General features: G+C 53.1%; 17 protein-coding genes. All 17 read left to right on the top strand.

What is annotated here, in order from left to right:
• The first annotated feature begins 94 nt into the window (after nt 1-94).
• The 17 genes from rpiB (at nt 95) to atpA (ending at nt 16,080) form a co-directional block, all read left to right on the top strand.
• Entirely contained in the window at nt 95-553 is a 459-nt protein-coding gene (rpiB, locus tag M6D81_RS07240; protein ID WP_262676169.1) for a ribose 5-phosphate isomerase B, read from the top strand.
• Nucleotides 554-592: 39 nt separating this feature from the next.
• The gene (locus M6D81_RS07235; protein ID WP_262676168.1) at nt 593-1,198 is read left to right on the top strand and encodes a TIGR01440 family protein; all 606 of its coding nucleotides are present in this window, start codon (nt 593-595) and stop codon (nt 1,196-1,198) included.
• Nucleotides 1,199-1,273: 75 nt separating this feature from the next.
• Nucleotides 1,274-2,521 (top strand): serine hydroxymethyltransferase, encoded by a 1,248-nt coding sequence (locus M6D81_RS07230; RefSeq protein WP_262676167.1) that lies wholly within the window; start codon nt 1,274-1,276, stop codon nt 2,519-2,521.
• A gap of 1,329 nt (nt 2,522-3,850) precedes the next feature.
• Nucleotides 3,851-5,518 carry a peptide ABC transporter substrate-binding protein gene (locus M6D81_RS07225; protein WP_262676166.1) on the top strand — a complete coding sequence of 556 codons (1,668 nt, stop codon included), beginning with the start codon at nt 3,851-3,853 and terminating at the stop codon, nt 5,516-5,518.
• A gap of 131 nt (nt 5,519-5,649) precedes the next feature.
• Nucleotides 5,650-6,585 carry an ABC transporter permease gene (locus M6D81_RS07220; protein ID WP_262676165.1) on the top strand — a complete coding sequence of 312 codons (936 nt, stop codon included), beginning with the start codon at nt 5,650-5,652 and terminating at the stop codon, nt 6,583-6,585.
• A 1-nt stretch (nt 6,586) separates the two neighbouring features.
• On the top strand, nt 6,587-7,531 hold the full coding sequence (locus M6D81_RS07215; RefSeq protein ID WP_410795702.1) for an ABC transporter permease: 945 nt from the start codon (nt 6,587-6,589) through the stop codon (nt 7,529-7,531).
• Between the two features lie 31 nt (nt 7,532-7,562).
• Nucleotides 7,563-8,564, top strand: coding sequence for an ABC transporter ATP-binding protein (locus M6D81_RS07210; RefSeq protein WP_262676164.1), 1,002 nt, complete (start codon nt 7,563-7,565; stop codon nt 8,562-8,564).
• On the top strand, nt 8,561-9,517 hold the full coding sequence (locus tag M6D81_RS07205) for an ABC transporter ATP-binding protein (RefSeq protein WP_262676163.1): 957 nt from the start codon (nt 8,561-8,563) through the stop codon (nt 9,515-9,517). Before M6D81_RS07210 ends, M6D81_RS07205 begins: the two co-directional genes overlap by 4 nt.
• A gap of 220 nt (nt 9,518-9,737) precedes the next feature.
• Nucleotides 9,738-10,367, top strand: coding sequence for a uracil phosphoribosyltransferase (gene upp, locus M6D81_RS07200; protein WP_262676162.1), 630 nt, complete (start codon nt 9,738-9,740; stop codon nt 10,365-10,367).
• Nucleotides 10,368-10,405: 38 nt separating this feature from the next.
• The gene (wecB, locus tag M6D81_RS07195) at nt 10,406-11,554 is read left to right on the top strand and encodes a non-hydrolyzing UDP-N-acetylglucosamine 2-epimerase (protein WP_317259099.1); all 1,149 of its coding nucleotides are present in this window, start codon (nt 10,406-10,408) and stop codon (nt 11,552-11,554) included.
• Between the two features lie 190 nt (nt 11,555-11,744).
• Nucleotides 11,745-11,978: an AtpZ/AtpI family protein gene (locus M6D81_RS07190; RefSeq protein WP_262676161.1), complete on the top strand. Its 234-nt coding sequence runs from the start codon at nt 11,745-11,747 to the stop codon at nt 11,976-11,978.
• Complete coding sequence (locus tag M6D81_RS07185; RefSeq protein WP_262676160.1) at nt 11,971-12,336, top strand: ATP synthase subunit I; 366 nt, start codon at nt 11,971-11,973, stop codon at nt 12,334-12,336. The genes M6D81_RS07190 and M6D81_RS07185 overlap by 8 nt, the downstream gene beginning before the upstream one ends.
• Before the next feature lie 25 nt (nt 12,337-12,361).
• A complete protein-coding gene (gene atpB, locus M6D81_RS07180) occupies nt 12,362-13,120 on the top strand; it encodes a F0F1 ATP synthase subunit A (RefSeq protein WP_262676159.1) in 759 nt (252 codons plus the stop codon).
• A 106-nt stretch (nt 13,121-13,226) separates the two neighbouring features.
• Nucleotides 13,227-13,445, top strand: a complete 219-nt coding sequence (gene atpE / locus M6D81_RS07175) for a F0F1 ATP synthase subunit C (protein ID WP_262676158.1) — start codon at nt 13,227-13,229, stop codon at nt 13,443-13,445.
• 86 nt (nt 13,446-13,531) lie between these two features.
• Nucleotides 13,532-14,014: a F0F1 ATP synthase subunit B gene (atpF, locus tag M6D81_RS07170; protein WP_262676157.1), complete on the top strand. Its 483-nt coding sequence runs from the start codon at nt 13,532-13,534 to the stop codon at nt 14,012-14,014.
• Nucleotides 14,011-14,559, top strand: coding sequence for a F0F1 ATP synthase subunit delta (locus tag M6D81_RS07165; RefSeq protein WP_262676156.1), 549 nt, complete (start codon nt 14,011-14,013; stop codon nt 14,557-14,559). Before atpF ends, M6D81_RS07165 begins: the two co-directional genes overlap by 4 nt.
• 15 nt (nt 14,560-14,574) lie before the next feature.
• Nucleotides 14,575-16,080: a F0F1 ATP synthase subunit alpha gene (atpA, locus tag M6D81_RS07160; RefSeq protein WP_262676155.1), complete on the top strand. Its 1,506-nt coding sequence runs from the start codon at nt 14,575-14,577 to the stop codon at nt 16,078-16,080.
• Nucleotides 16,081-16,205 lie beyond the last annotated feature (125 nt).

The raw sequence follows: 16,205 nt of genomic DNA, 5'->3' as shown, positions 1-16,205 counted from the left end.
GCGGAACAAGGTATACTATCAGCAGAGGGATATGCAGCATGAGCGCGTTTGCGGGCACATGCCAGCAATATGATTTTGCGAAAGGGTGTTTACTTTGAAAATTGCAATTGGTGCTGATCACGCAGGATACCGGTTAAAGGATGTAATCGTTCCTCTTATTCAATCTATTGGTCACGAAATTGTAGATGTCGGCTGCAATTGCGAGCAATCCGTCGATTATCCCGACTATGCGTTGCCTGTCTGCGAGATGGTGACGGAAGGGAAGGCCGATCGAGGCATTCTCATCTGCGGCACCGGCATTGGCATGTCAATCGCGGCGAACAAGTATCCCGGCATTCGCTGCGCGCTTGTGCACGACCACTTCTCCGCGCAAGCGACTAGGGAGCATAATGATACGAATGTGCTTGCCATGGGTGAGCGCATCATCGGTCCGGGCGTTGCAATGGATATTGTGCGCATATGGCTGGAGACGCCGTTCTCTGAAGGTGAGCGTCATATCGGACGGGTTAACAAAGTGATGCAGCTGGAGAAGAAGTTCTCCATCCATCCCTAGTGCGGTGGTCATTCGCGCTCTAACGGAAGGAGTCGGCTTATGGGAATAGATGAATCGAGCCATTCGGGCTGGTCTGCGGATGTTGAACGAATCGTTCAGGAACTAATAGAAGCGGGCGGGCTGCAAGCCGGCCAGCTGCTAGTCGTCGGAGCAAGTACGAGCGAGGTGCTGGGCGAACGGATCGGAACGGCAGGAGCGCTGCAAGTGGCGGAGAGCATATTCGCCGGAGTGGAGGCGGTCCGAGCCCGTATTCCGTTCGTTCCGGTCTATCAGTGCTGCGAGCACTTGAATCGAGCGCTTGTCATAGAGCAGGCGGCCGTTGAAGCACATAGCCTCGAACCTGTCCATGCCGTCCCCGTACCGAAGGCGGGCGGCTCCATGGCTGCCTACGCCTACAGCCGGTTCGTTGCGCCTTGTCTCGTGGAAGCCGTGCGGGCACATGCGGGCATTGATATAGGCGATACGTTCATCGGCATGCACTTGCGTCATGTTGCCGTACCCGTGAGGCCGACGATTCGCTCCATCGGCGCCGCCCATGTCACGATGGCTTATACAAGGCCGAAGCTGATTGGCGGGGAGAGGGCGCAGTACCGGATGTCCGAACAGCAGCTGACGGAGAGGCAATCTGCGCATCATTGTGAATAACGAACCAGTGAATCAGCGAGCATATGGCATAAGCATGCCGTATGAACTCGCCTCAAATATAAGGAGGAATTGAGAGTGGAGCAACTACGCAAGCAAGATCCCGAAGTACTGAAGGCACTAGGACTGGAGCTGCAGCGTCAGCGCGACAACATCGAGTTGATCGCATCGGAGAATATCGTCAGCGAGGCAGTACTGGAAGCAGCGGGTTCTGTTCTGACGAATAAGTATGCGGAAGGATACCCGAGCAAGCGCTACTATGGCGGCTGCGAGCATGTCGATATCGTGGAGGATATTGCACGCGACCGCGCGAAGGAGCTATTCGGAGCCGAGCATGCCAACGTGCAGCCGCATTCCGGCGCGCAAGCGAACATGGCAGTATATCTGGCTGCCTTGAAGCCTGGCGATACGGTGCTTGGCATGAACCTGGCGCATGGCGGACACCTGACACATGGCAGCCCGGTCAACGCTTCCGGCTTGCTCTACAACTTCGTAGCCTACGGCGTGCAGGAAGATTCCTTCACGATCGATTATGAAGAAGTGCGCAAGCTGGCGTTCAAACATCGTCCTCGGATGCTGGTGGCAGGCGCAAGCGCGTACCCGCGCATTATCGACTTCGAGAAGCTGGCGGCTATCGCGAACGATGTCGGCGCTCTGTTCATGGTGGATATGGCGCATATTGCCGGGCTTGTCGCTGCAGGGTTGCATCCGAATCCGGTTCCTCATGCCCACTTCGTGACTACGACGACGCACAAGACGCTGCGGGGACCTCGCGGCGGCATGATTCTGTGCCGGAAGGCATGGGCGGCGGCGATCGACAAGGCGGTCTTCCCAGGCTCTCAAGGCGGTCCGCTTATGCATGTCATCGCAGCCAAAGCGGTAGCATTGGGCGAAGCGCTGCAGCCTTCCTTCAAGCAATACGCGCAGAATGTGGTGAGAAATGCGAAGGTATTGTCGGAAGAGCTGATGGCGAAAGGCATCAATATCGTCTCCGGCGGAACGGACAATCACTTGATGCTGATCGATACTCGCAATCTGAACATTACAGGCAAAGCCGCCGAGCATGTGCTGGATGAAATCGGCATTACGGTGAACAAGAATGCGATACCGTTCGATCCGACGAGCCCGTTCGTCACAAGCGGAATCCGGATCGGCACGCCGGCCGCGACGACTCGCGGCATGGATGAAGAAGCTATGAAGGCTATCGCAGACATTATTGCCACGGTATTGAAGCAGCCTGAGGATGCTGCAGTGAAGGAGCAAGCGCGTGGCAAAGTAAGGGAACTGACATCGAGATTCCCTCTCTATCCCGAGTTGAAATACTAATATTGAATGTTGATGAACGTCCCGGTTTCGTGCCGGGGCGTTTTTTGTTTAATGATATAGAGTTTATAAAGTTCGAGTTGAATAACAGAAGGTAGAGGAGCGACCTGTGAATCATAATAGTGTAGGAATCCTACACTGGAGCGCCGAAAGGGTGCGTGCGGGCCAGACTGGTGTAGGAATCCTACACTGGAGCTCCGAAAAGAGGCGTGCGAGCCGGGCTAGTGTATGAATCCTGCACTGGAGCACTGAAAGTGCGCGTGCGGGCCAGACTAGTGTAGGAATCCTACACTGGAGCTCCGAAAAGAGGCGTGCGAGCCGGGCTAGTGTATGAATCCTGCACTGGAGCTCCGACAAGGGGCGTGTATGTGGGAAGAGAGTAGGAGGTCATCAGGAATTGTGATCTCGGCTGGAGAGTGGGAAGCGGGTGAATGGTGAGCTGCAAGCGATGAGACCTCGGTTGCAGGGTGGGGACAAGGCGAATGTGAAGCTGCAGTCAAGGTGACCTGTGCTGGAGAGTGGGAAGTAGGTGAATGCTGAGCTGTAAGCGATGAGGCCTCGGTTGCAGGATGGGGAGAAGGCGAATGTGAAGCTGCAGTCAAGGTGACCTGTGCTGGAGAGTGGGAAGTGGGTGAATGCTGAGCTGTAAGCGATGAGACCTCGGTTGCAGGGTGGACTAAGAACGAAAGGACGCCGTCAGGCGTTTTTCTATAAAGCGATATAAGTTCTGGTGTCCCCGCCAAGTACCTGAGTAAGCTTCGAAGCAGAGCCCCACTTTATGGGGTTATTTTTGTTTGCCGCAAGAAACTTTTTGCCGCATTGGGACATGATAAGACAGTGAACCAACGGATGGTTATTTAGGCGCAAGGAAGGAAAGAAAGGAGGAGGGATATTGCAAATAATCCGACTTTTCAAAAATAATAAATCCCATAATATTACTATAATGTTATCTATGAATTAAGAATTTTCAAAAAACTACACCCGAAAACCGCTGCGACGTACCATAGCTTTAAAGCAAATTCGCTATAAAGCAAATAGGTGTTAAAGCGTTAAAGCGTCCATCGGACAGTGTTTTAAAGCGGATTTCGCTATTTCAAGCCAGTACTGGGTTTGCTGGCGCAGTCGGCATTTGGAAAGAAATTTCGACAAATATATGATTGACAATAATAAAAATGAAATAGTATATTGTTAAACGTTACTGTAGAATATGAATCTTGTGTAAAACTGGTTATTTTCAATAAAATGTATGTTTTACCTTGGCATTCAGTTCGGTCCATATTCCTGTTAATACGGTTTCAAACAAAATACACATAGAAATGGGAGTTGATTTTCATGAAAGGAAGTTTCAAAAAGTCAACGCTGTTCATGCTTGTATTCGTACTTGCGCTCAGCACATTGCTCGCAGCTTGCGGCAAATCCAAAGAGGAAGCGGGCCAAGGCGGCAAAGGCGAGGAAGGTAAAACGGCAGCCGCTGAATTCAGATTTACGATAGCGAGCGATCCACCGTCCCTGGACCCTGCCCTGATGAAGGATTCTACATCCGGCATCGTAGCGGCCGGCCTGTATGAAGGCCTTACGCGTCTGAATGCGGAGGGCTTCCCGGAAGCGGCTGTCGCAAAGGATTGGACAGTATCGGAAGACGGACTGACATATACATTTAATCTTCGCGATGATGTGAAGTGGAGCAACGGCGACAGTGTTACGGCGCATGACTTCGAATATGCCTGGAAGCGTGTCATCGATCCCGCAACTCCTGCAGACTATGCTTACAAGATGAACTACATTGTGAATGCGGAAGCTTATAACGCTGGGGAGATTAAGGACGCCGATCAAGTCGGAATCAAGGCCACAGGCGATTACACGCTGGAAGTGAAGCTGCATTCGCCGACTCCTTACTTCCCGAGCATCGTAGCCTTCTACACATTCTCTCCTGTACACAAGGCAACAGTCGAAGCTTCGGAAGGCTGGGCTGCGGAGCAAAAAACGATTGTCTCCAACGGACCTTTCTTGTTGAAGCAATGGGCACATGAAGACAAGCTCGTGCTGGAGAAGAATCCGGACTATTATGCAACTGACAAAATTGGCTTCGATAAAGTGACGTTGACTATCGTGAACGATGAGAACACGATCTTCAACTTGTATGAGACGAACAAGATTGACTGGATTGGCGCACAAGCCGGCGCTCTGTCCATTGACCGCACGCCTAAGATGATCGAAGAAGGGAAAGCAACGGTTCACAATGTCGGTTCCGTGTACTACTACGAGTTCAACCATCAGAAAGCGCCGTTCGACAATGCCAAAATCCGTAAAGCGTTCGCGATGTCGATCGATCGTCAATCGCTGATCGACAATGTTACGAAAGCGAAGCAAACGCCGGCATTCGGCATTGTGCCGCCGAACATTGCAGGCGCAGACGACAAGACTTACCGCGATATGTATGCGGACGACTTCTTCCAGGAAAATGTAGAGGAAGCGAAGAAGCTTCTGGAAGAAGGACTGAAGGAAAAAGGTCTGACAGAGCTGCCGGAAATCACCTTGCTGTACAACACAAGCGAGGGCCACAAGAAGCTGGCTGAAGCAATGGTAGATATGTGGCGCAAAAACCTGGGTGTGGAAGTGAAGCTGGCCAATCAGGAGTGGGGAACATTCCTGGAAGCGAAAAAAGCGGGACAATTCGATATCGCCCGTTCAGGCTGGGGAGCGGACAACAACCATCCGAACTCCTTCGTTGTAGACCTGCTTCACCCGAACTCCGGCAATAACGACGGCAAGTATATCAATGAAGAAGTGGGCAAGCTGCTTGACGAGTCGCTTACTCTGCCGGACATGAAAGCAAGCCTCGATCTGGTGGCGCAAGCCGAGAAGATCGCATTCGAGCAAGACATGGCCGTACTGCCGGTGTACTACTATACAACTGTTACAATGCTTAAGGACGGATTCAAAGGCGTTGGTCCTGACTACTCCGGTACGATCGACTGGGTATTCGGCAGCAAAGAGTAACCTTCAAACGAAAGGGTATATATAGTCATCCTATATATACCCTTTTCAAGGTATTAAAGCGTATAAGCGAAGGATAGTTATCCGGAATGCGATACGCCGCTTCAATAAAGATCTAGAGAGTAGGTGAACCTTTGGTCCGCTACATTACAAGCAAATTTATCTTTATGCTGTTGTCCTTATTTCTGCTTGTTACCGCCACGTTCTTCCTTATGAACGCCATTCCGGGCAGTCCCTTGCAGTCAGAGAAGGCAACGAGCGAGGCGGTCCAGAAAAATCTGGAGGCTTATTACGGGCTGGATAAGCCTTTGTTCCAGCAATACACGACCTATTTGAACAACTTGCTGCACGGTGACCTGGGCATATCCATGAAGAAGAAGTTCCAGTCAGTTGACAAAATGATCAAGGATTCGTTCGGCTATTCGTTAAGCCTTGGCTTATCTGCCATAGTCACATCCGTTGTGGTGGGCAGCTTGCTTGGCATTATTGCGGCGATGCATCACCGCAAATTTTTGGACAATCTGGCGATGATTATCGCCGTTATCGGCTTGGCGGTGCCCAGCTTGGTATTGGCGCCGATATTGCAATATCTGTTTGCTGTGAAGTTTCCTATATTTGATGTAGCAGGTCTTGATGATCCGCTTGATTATGTGCTTCCGACCATCACGCTTGCGTCGGGGCCGATTGCGTTTATTGCCAGACTGCTTAGGTCGACCATGATTGAAGTATTGAACGCCGATTTTATTAAAACTGCAAAATCCAAAGGCCTTTCCGGTCATCTGATTGTATGGAGACATGCGCTGCGTAATTCCATGCTGCCTGTTGTCACTTATTTGGGATACTTGACGGCGGGAATTATTACTGGCTCTGTTGTCATTGAAGAAATTTTTGCCATACCTGGCATCGGAAAGTACTTTGTTCAAAGTGTAACAGATAGAGATTATCCTCTCATCATGGGGATTACGATTTTCTACGCCGTTATATTGATGGCAGCCCGGTTCTTGGCGGATGTGGCGTACGTGCTAGTGGACCCGCGTATGCGCAAATCCGGTGGAAAGGGAGGGAAATAACATGTCCGATAAATACAATACAGCCGCTCCTGACGGACTGACTCCCGACATGTTCGAGAAGCTTCCGAAGTCTGACAAGACGGATTCGGGAGAAGGGCGCAAGAGCTTAACGGCATGGCAAGATATATGGATGCGTCTCGTCAGCAACAAGCTCGCTATGACGGGCTTCTGGATCATCGTGGTCATGGCCGTATGTGCGATCGCGATTCCAATCCTGTCGCCGAACGATCACAGCACCAATTATCTGGACAATACGAATGCAGCGCCTAGCGCCGCCCACTGGTTCGGTACGGACGATCTGGGACGCGACATGCTGGAGAGAACGTGGAAGGGCGCGCAAGTATCGCTGTTCGTTGGCGTTGTAGCCGCACTGATCGATTTGGTGATCGGCATCATTTATGGCGGCATCATGGGCTACTTCGGCGGCAAGGTCGATGAAGTGATGAATCGGTTTTCGGAAATTCTCGCTGCCATCCCTTATTTGCTGGTCGTTATTCTACTGCTGGTTGTCATGGAGCCCAGCATAACGACCATTATAATTGCGATGTCGATAACCGGCTGGATTAATATGGCCTGGATTGTGCGCGGTCAAATTATGCAGCTGAAAAATCAAGAGTATGCGCTGGCATCGAAGTCGCTCGGCGCAGGGGCGTTTCGCATCATTTTCCGCCATCTTATTCCCAACGCAATGGGGCCGATTCTCGTTACGCTGACGCTCACTATTCCGAACGCGATTTTCACCGAAGCGTTCCTGAGCTTCCTCGGTCTCGGCGTGCAATCGCCGGTCGCTTCCTGGGGGACGATGATTGATGAAGGGGTCAGCGCCATTGACCTGTTCCCTTGGCGTCTGCTGTTCCCTGCATTTTTCCTGAGCTTGACGATATTTGCATTTAACGTTCTGGGCGATGGCCTGCGGGATGCATTCGATCCGAAGCTGAAAAAATAAACATTCCGGCAAAAAGGAGGTCATGACAGCCATGAAAACTTTGTTGGAAGTCAATAACTTACGTGTATCCTTCGACGTATATGCCGGCGAAGTGCAAGCGATACGCGGCGTCAGCTTCGATGTGAAGCAAGGCGAAGCGGTCGCAATCGTCGGCGAATCCGGCTCCGGGAAAAGTGTGACGGCGCAATCCATTATGCGATTGAACCCGTCGCCGCCAAGCCGGATCAAAGAAGGTTCTATTATATTCGATGGAATTGATCTGCTCTCACTATCGGAGAAGGAGATGCAGAAGATCCGCGGCAACAAGATCGGGATGATCTTCCAGGACCCCATGACGTCGCTTAATCCGACAATGACAGTCGGCGCGCAGATTATGGAGGGCTTAACCAAGCATCAGCAGCTGAGCAAGGCGAAGGCGACAAGCCGTGCAGTGGAGATGCTTGACTTGGTCGGCATTCCGAATCCGGCGGCGCGCATGGACGCCTATCCTCATCAATTCTCTGGCGGTATGCGCCAGCGGGTGATGATTGCGATCGCGCTCGCTTGCAACCCGTCGCTGCTTATAGCAGACGAGCCGACGACGGCGCTTGACGTAACTATTCAGGCGCAGATTATGGGAGTTATGAAGGATCTGCAGAAGAAGATGGGGACGTCGATTATTCTCATTACCCATGACCTGGGTGTCGTCGCCGATGTGTGCGACCGCGTTATTGTCATGTATGCGGGCAAAGTGGTCGAGACAGGCACAAAGTGGGAAATATTCCATAATCCTCAGCATCCTTATACACGCGGCTTGCTTCGTTCGCTGCCGCGGCTGGATCAGAAGAAGGACGAGCCGCTTATCCCGATCAACGGCATGCCGCCGGATTTGATCAAGCCGCCTGCAGGCTGCAGCTTCTGCGCTCGTTGCGATGAGGCGATGAGGGTATGCGTCGATCATGATCCTGCCCTGGAGCCGATCAAGGGCAGCGATACGCATGCCGCCGCCTGCTGGATGCTGCATCCTTATGCGAATCGGGAGGTGCCCGTATGAGCTCGCCACTAGTGGAAGTGAATGATCTGCGCAAGTTCTTCAACTTGGGCGGCAACAAAATATTGAAGGCTGTCAACGACATCAGCTTCTCCATTGGCCGCGGCGAGACGGTTGGCGTCGTCGGCGAGTCCGGCTGCGGGAAGTCGACGGCCGGTCGTACGATTCTGCGTCTGTATGAGCCGACCGGCGGCAACGTGACGTTCGACGGCAAGGATATATACAAATTGCGCGGTTCCGGCTTGAAAGGGCTGCGCCGCAATATGCAGATGATCTTCCAGGACCCGTACGCTTCGCTAAATCCGCGTCTGACAGTGACGGATATTATCGGCGAAGCGCTGGATATTCATAATCTGGCGGGCAGCAGGGCGGAGCGCAAGCGCAAGGTGGAAGGTCTGCTTGATCTCGTCGGCCTGAACCCGGATCATGCCATCCGTTATCCGCACGAATTCTCGGGCGGCCAGCGGCAGCGTATCGGGATCGCCAGAGCGCTGGCGGTGGATCCGAAGTTCATTATTGCCGATGAGCCGATCTCCGCGCTGGACGTGTCCATTCAGGCGCAGGTCGTCAATCTTATGAAAGATCTGCAGCGGAGTATGGGCTTGACGTATCTCTTCATCGCCCATGACTTGTCCATGGTCAAGCATATTAGCGACAGGGTAGCGGTGATGTACTTGGGCAAGATCGTCGAGCTGGCCGAAAGCGACAAGCTCTATGACGATCCGAGGCATCCTTATACGCGCGCTCTGCTGTCGGCTATTCCGATTCCGGACCCCGAGGTGGAAGCGGGGCGGGAGCGAATTGTGCTGCAAGGCGATCTGCCGAGCCCGATCAATCCGCCGATGGGCTGCCAGTTCCACACGCGCTGTCCGATGGCAACGGAGAAGTGCAAGACAGACGAGCCGAAGCTGCTAGAAGTGAAGAAGGGGCATTATGCCTCCTGCCATTACGCCTGATTGCCCATGTGATCGGTACAAGATCGCCATGGCATTATATGTAGGAACAAGCCGGGAGGCATGCTTGCGAGCAGCTTCCCGGCTTGTCTTGTTTGCACACAATTGTTATGGGAAGAATAGAGATGCATCAGACTATTGACAGTGCTATAATAAATGGGATTGTGTCCATGCTAAGGGATGGACGACGTTGATAAAGTTATTGTGGGAGGAATTACGCTCCATGAGCAAATTGGTTATATGTGATCATCCCCTGATACAGCACAAGCTGACATTCATTCGGGATAAAGAGACGAATACGAAGGATTTCCGCGAGCTGGTGGACGAAGTGGCGACGCTTATGGCTTACGAGATTACACGCCATATTCCGCTGGATACGATTAAGGTGGAGACGCCTGTCGCGATCGCCGATGCCAAGGTCGTATCGGGCAGAATGCTGGGGCTCGTCCCGATTCTCAGAGCCGGTCTCGGCATGGTGGACGGCATATTGAAGCTGATTCCATCCGCCAAGGTAGGGCACATCGGCCTTGCGCGGGATCATGAGACGCTGAAGCCTATGGAATATTACATTAATTTGCCTACGGATGCGAAGGAGAGGCTGCTCATCGTCATCGATCCCATGCTTGCGACAGGCGGCTCCGCGATAGCGGCGATTAACTCGCTCAAGCAGAGGGGATGCGACCATATCAAGCTGATGTGCCTCATCGCTGCTCCTGAAGGTGTGAAGGCCGTTCAGGACGCACACCCGGACATCGATATCTATATCGCCGCATTGGACGAACGGCTGGATGAGAAGGGCTATATTATTCCAGGTCTTGGCGATGCGGGAGACCGCATGTTCGGCACCAATTGACAGGCAATCCGAATTATAGAAGTGGGAGTGGGAGATTCGTGTCTAAGTTGAAGGTAATGACGATATTCGGCACCAGACCGGAGGCGATCAAGATGGCGCCGCTCGTGCTGGAGCTGCAGAAGCGCGAAGAGGACATCCAATCGATCGTCTGCGTGACGGCCCAGCATCGGCAGATGCTGGATCAGGTGCTTGAGTTTTTCGAGATTCAGCCGGATTACGATCTGGATGTCATGAAGCAGCGTCAGACGCTGACGGAGACGACCGTGAAGGTGCTGCAAGGGTTGGAGCCCGTCTTGGAGGAAGCGAGTCCGGATATCGTGCTTGTGCACGGGGATACGCAGACGACATTCCTGGCGAGCTATGCGGCGTTCCTGAAGAAGATCAAGGTCGGCCACGTAGAGGCGGGACTCCGTACGTGGAACAAGATGTCGCCTTATCCGGAGGAGATGAACCGTCAGCTGGCAGGTGTGCTGTCGGACATCCATTTCGCGCCTACGGACTGGTCGGCGGGCAACTTGCGCAAGGAGAATAAGTCAGAAGGCGCCATCTACGTGACGGGCAATACCGCGACGGATGTGTTCCAATATACGGTGGACGAGTCGTTCACACATCCCGTACTCGATTGGGCGCGCGGCAAGCGGATGATTCTGATGACGGCACACCGCCGGGAGTCGCTGGGCGAGCCGCACCGCAACATATTCCGCGCGGTGAAGCGGATCGCGGATGAGCATGAGGACGTCGCCATCGTCTATGCCGTCCATCTGAATCCCGCCGTTCGCGAGCCGGCCGAAGAGATATTGGGCAATCATCCCCGGATCTCGCTTATCGAGCCGCCTGATGTATTCCAGTTCCATAATTTCTATCCGCATGCTTACATGATCTTGACCGATTCCGGCGGGCTGCAGGAGGAAGCGCCTTCGTTCGGCGTACCTACTCTGGTGCTGCGGGATACGACGGAACGGCCGGAGGGCATCGAAGCCGGCACGCTGGAGCTGGTCGGTACCGATGAGGAACGTGTATACGAGCGTACGAAGGCGCTGCTGACCGACACGACGCTGTACTGCCGGATGAGCCAGGCGGCGAATCCTTACGGTGACGGACGTGCATCGGAGCGCATAGTAGATGCGATCCTGCATCATTTTGGAAGAGCGGCGGAACGTCCGCAATCGTTCACACAACGTTCATAGTTGCCATCTCCATAAGGCGCAAGCTGCGGAATGTACAGCGTACAGTGCTACTGTACGGTTTCGCGGGTCCGGGAAACCTTGTGAATCAAGGATTTCTGGGATGTTATACTAGCAATTTGACGCCGGATTTCAATTGACAAACCTTGCGCCGCTTCGATAAAATATATGAGGATTGACAGGGGTAATGACCATGAATGGGAGTAACAAAGGGGATAATCCGTGGAAGGCTGCGGCTCTCGTCGGAGCGCTTGGCATGGATGTCGGCATTTGTATTTTCATAGGTTATTGGCTGGGATCGATGGCCGGAGAACGCTTTGGCGATGTCAAGGCTTGGACGGTCGGGGGCTTGCTTGTCGGTCTGGCTGTCGGATTGTTGACAGCGGTTTTAATTGTGAAGAAGGTGTTGGAGGACTCCGATGGATAACATTTTCAAGACGGCGATGCGTACGGTTCTGATCCTCGCGGCGGCGTGCCTGCTTTTATGGGGTATTCTGCCTTCGTATCGGGCGGTATTTGCCGGACTGCTTCTGGGTGTTGCCGCGAGTTCTTTGAATGCGCTTTTGCTGAGGCGCAGAGTGGAGATGGTAGCCAGGTCCATGGCGAACCGAAGCGTTCGCAGAATGGGACTGGGTCTCGGCAGCCGTATGGCCATGGTGCTTCTTGTCGCCATGATTGCCTACAGATATCCCGAGACGTTCAATCTGCCTGCTGCGCTTGCGGCTAGTATGGTGATGCCGTTCATCGTATTGGTATCAGCTTTCATATGGAACAAACGACAATGACAAGGGAAAGGGGTGAAATTGTTACATGCATATTTTTCCCATAATAGAGGTTGGGGGCTTTAGAATTGACCTGTCCACATGGGGAGCCATTATTATCTCGGCAGCTATTACATTCTTGTTGGCAAGGCTGGCGGTTCGCAATCTGTCGGTGGACAACCCGTCCAAGATGCAGAACTTCATGGAATGGATCATGGAATTCGTGCACAATACGATTGCAAGCACACTGCCGCTGGAGAAGGTGAAGCGCTATCTGTCGCTGGGGATGACGCTTATTCTGTTCATCTTCATCTCGAACTTGCTGGGATTGCCTTTCGGTATTGTATTCGACGTTCATCATGCCAGCTGGTTCGTTAGCCAGGAGACGTTGGATGCGCACGGGGGCCATGTTCATATGGCGTTCTGGAAGTCGCCGACGGCTGACTTGGCCGTAACAGCAGGTCTGGCGGCGATTGTTATCTTCCTGGTGCATTTCCTGGGACTGAAGGAGAATACGAAGCATTATCTGAAGCATTACTTCGAGCCGTATCCGATCTTCTTCCCGCTGAACGTGATCAAGGAGATTTCCAAGCCGGTGACGCTTGCCCTTCGTCTCTATGCGAATATCTTCGCAGGCGAGGTATTGATCTCCACCATTCTCATGCTTAAAGTGTGGGGCGTTGTGTTCCTTGCAGCATGGCAAGGCTTCAGCGTGTTTGTCGGCGGTATCCAGGCGTTCCTGTTCACGATACTGACGATGGTGTACATTTCGCAAGCGACGATCCACCATCACGAGGAAGACCATTAAGTTGTGCTTTAGCCCAGTTGCCCGGTCATGATGAACGGAGCATGCGGGATTTAGTGATAAACAAGCATCACCCTAATAATAAAGTTAATTTGAGGAGGATTTTTCAATGGATTACGGAGTTCTGGCAGCAGCATTGGCAGTTGGTTTGGGCGCACTTGGCGCTGGTATTGGTAACGGTATGATCGTCAGCAAGACAATCGAAGGCATCGCGCGTCAGCCTGAATTGCAAGGCAAGCTGCAGACAACGATGTTTATCGGTGTCGGTATCGTCGAGGTTGTGCCGATCATCGGCGTCGTTATCGCCTTCTTGGCATTCTTTGGCTAAGACATAGTTACGCTTTTTTGGCGGGGAAGGCCTAGCCCTCTTCGCCTTCGTTTTGATTACAAGCAAGTAAGGAAGGAGTGGCAGCAATGGATTTCGTATGGGAGTCGACGGTGTTCGCGATTATTGCGTTCCTCCTGTTGTTCTGGCTATTGAGCAAATATGCTTTCGGTCCTCTATTTGCAGTCATGGAGAAACGCAGAGATCTTATTCGCGAGCAAATGAATACAGCGGAAACAAGCCGCCAGGCAGCAGAGCAGCAGATGGAAGAGCAGAAGGCTGCGCTGCAGCAGGCGCGCAAAGAAGCGCATGAGATTATCGAGCAAGCTAGAACGACCAGCACGAAGCAAGCAGATGAGATTGTTCAATCCGCGAAGTCGGAAGCTACTCGTCTGAAGGACGATGCGCTGAAAGACATCGAGAGCGAGAAGAACAAGGCGATTGCCGCTCTTCGTTCCGAAGTGGGCGGTATCTCCGTCAAGATTGCTTCCAAAATTATCGAGAAGCAAGTGGACGAGAAGTCGCAAGAGCAACTGGTTGACAAGTACCTGAAAGAGGTAGGAAGCAAATGAGCCGGGATGCGGTCGTAGCGAAGCGCTACGCTAAAGCGTTGTTCGAGCTGGCATCGGAAGGCGGCAAAGTATCGGAAGTGGAAGCGGAGCTGAAGCTGATCGCTGAGACGCTCCAGCGCGATCCCTCCATCGAGAAGTTCCTGTCCTTGCCCAGCGTGGCACCAGTAGGCAAGATTGCCGCGCTGAAAGCATCGTTCGGAGAAGCGGTATCCCCGCTTGTGTTCGATACGCTGCAGCTGGTTATCTCCCGCGGGCGTCAGACGATCATCGGTGAAGTATACGAAGCGTATACGAAGATTGCCGGCGACACGCTGGGACAAGCGCATGCCATCGTATATACGGCGAAGCAGCTGTCGGATGACGAGCTTGCCGGCGTTGCGGCTCACTTCAGCAGCGTGACGGGAAAGAAGATAATTGCAGAGCAAATCGTCGAGCCGGCGCTGCTGGGCGGCCTGCAGGTTCGTATTGGCGACCGCCTGTACGACGGCAGCCTCTCCGGCAAGCTGGATCGTTTGTCAAAGACGTTAAATTCCAAAGCACTGTAGATAGGGGTGAACGAATTGAGTATCAGACCTGATGAAATAAGCACGCTGATTAAACAGCAGATTGAACAATATAAATCCGAGATTCAAGTCGTGGATGTCGGCACAGTAATCAACGTCGGCGACGGTATTGCCCGTGTACACGGTCTCGAGAACGCGATGCAAGGCGAGCTGCTCGAGTTCGCGAACGGTGTAGTCGGCATGGCTCTTAACCTTGAGGAGAGCAATGTCGGCGTCGTTATCCTTGGTCCGTACACAGACATTCGCGAAGGTGACCAAGTGAAGCGGACAGGCCGCATCATGGAAGTTCCAGTCGGCGAAGAGCTGCTCGGCCGGGTTGTTGACCCGCTGGGACAGCCGCTTGACGGCAAGGGCCCTATTAATACGACACAGACTCGTGCGATTGAGTCTCCTGCTCCGGGCGTTATCGATCGTAAATCCGTACATGAGCCGATGCAGACAGGCATCAAGGCGATTGACTCCATGGTACCGATCGGCCGCGGCCAGCGCGAGCTGATTATCGGTGACCGCCAGACAGGTAAAACAGCTATTGCCATCGATGCAATCATCAACCAGAAGGGCAATGGCGTGAAGTGTATCTATGTTGCCGTAGGCCAGAAGCAATCTACAGTTGCCAACGTTGTGGAGACGCTGCGTCGCAATGGCGCAATGGAATACACGATCGTCGTAACGGCGAGTGCTTCCGAGCCATCCCCATTGCTGTTCCTGGCTCCTTATGCAGGCTGCTCCATGGGCGAGTACTTCATGTATAAAGGCGAGCATGTCCTTGTTATCTATGATGACCTCTCGAAGCAAGCGGCGGCTTACCGTGAATTGTCTCTCTTGCTCCGTCGTCCACCGGGCCGCGAAGCTTATCCGGGCGATGTCTTCTATCTGCACTCCCGTCTGCTGGAGCGCGCTGCGAAGCTGAGCGACAAGCTGGGCGGCGGTTCTCTGACGGCACTGCCGTTCATTGAGACGCAAGCATCCGACGTGTCGGCATACATTCCGACGAACGTTATCTCCATTACTGACGGTCAGATCTTCCTGGAGTCGGATCTGTTCTACTCCGGCCAGCGCCCTGCGGTTAACGTAGGTATCTCCGTATCCCGCGTCGGCGGCGCTGCGCAGATCAAGGCGATGAAGAAGGTTGCCGGCACGCTCCGTCTTGACCTTGCGGCATACCGCGAGCTTCAAGCGTTCGCGCAATTCGGCTCCGATCTGGACAAGTCGACGCAAGCCCGTCTGAACCGCGGTGCGCGCACGATGGAAATCCTGAAGCAAGGCGTCAATCAACCGATGCCGGTCGAGAAGCAAGTCATCTCCATCTATACAGCGGTGAAAGGCCATCTGGACGACATCGCGATAGAGGATATTCTTCGCTTCGAGAGAGAGTTCCTGGCGTATCTGGATACGAACAAGCCGGAGATCGGCGCTTCGATCCGCGATACGAAGGATCTTGCGGCTGACAACGAGAAAGCCCTTGTCGACGCCATCAATCAATTCAAGAGAAGCTTCGCGTAAAAGACGAAGCAAGCTATATAGCAACAAGACGACCGTTGGTCAATGATGTCTACGCCCATCCGCTCTAGACCGGGCGTAGGCCCCTTACCAAGCTTCGGAGTCATTCCAAGCATCGAAGGCGGGTG

Source organism: Paenibacillus sp. J5C2022 (assembly GCF_025567625.1).
GTDB lineage: Bacteria > Bacillota > Bacilli > Paenibacillales > Paenibacillaceae > Pristimantibacillus.
The sequence above is the reverse complement of the archived record's forward strand: the minus strand, read 5'-3'. Positions and strand labels throughout refer to the sequence as shown.

What these genes read in the sequence shown, in the direction of transcription:
- M6D81_RS07210 (WP_262676164.1), top strand. Translation starts at nt 7,563, where the DNA reads ATGAAAACTTTGTTGGAAGTCAATAACTTACGTGTATCCTTCGACGTA.
- M6D81_RS07205 (WP_262676163.1), top strand. Translation starts at nt 8,561, where the DNA reads ATGAGCTCGCCACTAGTGGAAGTGAATGATCTGCGCAAGTTCTTCAAC.
- atpE (WP_262676158.1), top strand. Translation starts at nt 13,227, where the DNA reads ATGGATTACGGAGTTCTGGCAGCAGCATTGGCAGTTGGTTTGGGCGCA.
- M6D81_RS07190 (WP_262676161.1), top strand. Translation starts at nt 11,745, where the DNA reads ATGAATGGGAGTAACAAAGGGGATAATCCGTGGAAGGCTGCGGCTCTC.
- atpB (WP_262676159.1), top strand. Translation starts at nt 12,362, where the DNA reads ATGCATATTTTTCCCATAATAGAGGTTGGGGGCTTTAGAATTGACCTG.
- atpF (WP_262676157.1), top strand. Translation starts at nt 13,532, where the DNA reads ATGGATTTCGTATGGGAGTCGACGGTGTTCGCGATTATTGCGTTCCTC.
- upp (WP_262676162.1), top strand. Translation starts at nt 9,738, where the DNA reads ATGAGCAAATTGGTTATATGTGATCATCCCCTGATACAGCACAAGCTG.
- M6D81_RS07165 (WP_262676156.1), top strand. Translation starts at nt 14,011, where the DNA reads ATGAGCCGGGATGCGGTCGTAGCGAAGCGCTACGCTAAAGCGTTGTTC.
- M6D81_RS07225 (WP_262676166.1), top strand. Translation starts at nt 3,851, where the DNA reads ATGAAAGGAAGTTTCAAAAAGTCAACGCTGTTCATGCTTGTATTCGTA.
- M6D81_RS07215 (WP_410795702.1), top strand. Translation starts at nt 6,587, where the DNA reads ATGTCCGATAAATACAATACAGCCGCTCCTGACGGACTGACTCCCGAC.
- M6D81_RS07235 (WP_262676168.1), top strand. Translation starts at nt 593, where the DNA reads ATGGGAATAGATGAATCGAGCCATTCGGGCTGGTCTGCGGATGTTGAA.
- M6D81_RS07185 (WP_262676160.1), top strand. Translation starts at nt 11,971, where the DNA reads ATGGATAACATTTTCAAGACGGCGATGCGTACGGTTCTGATCCTCGCG.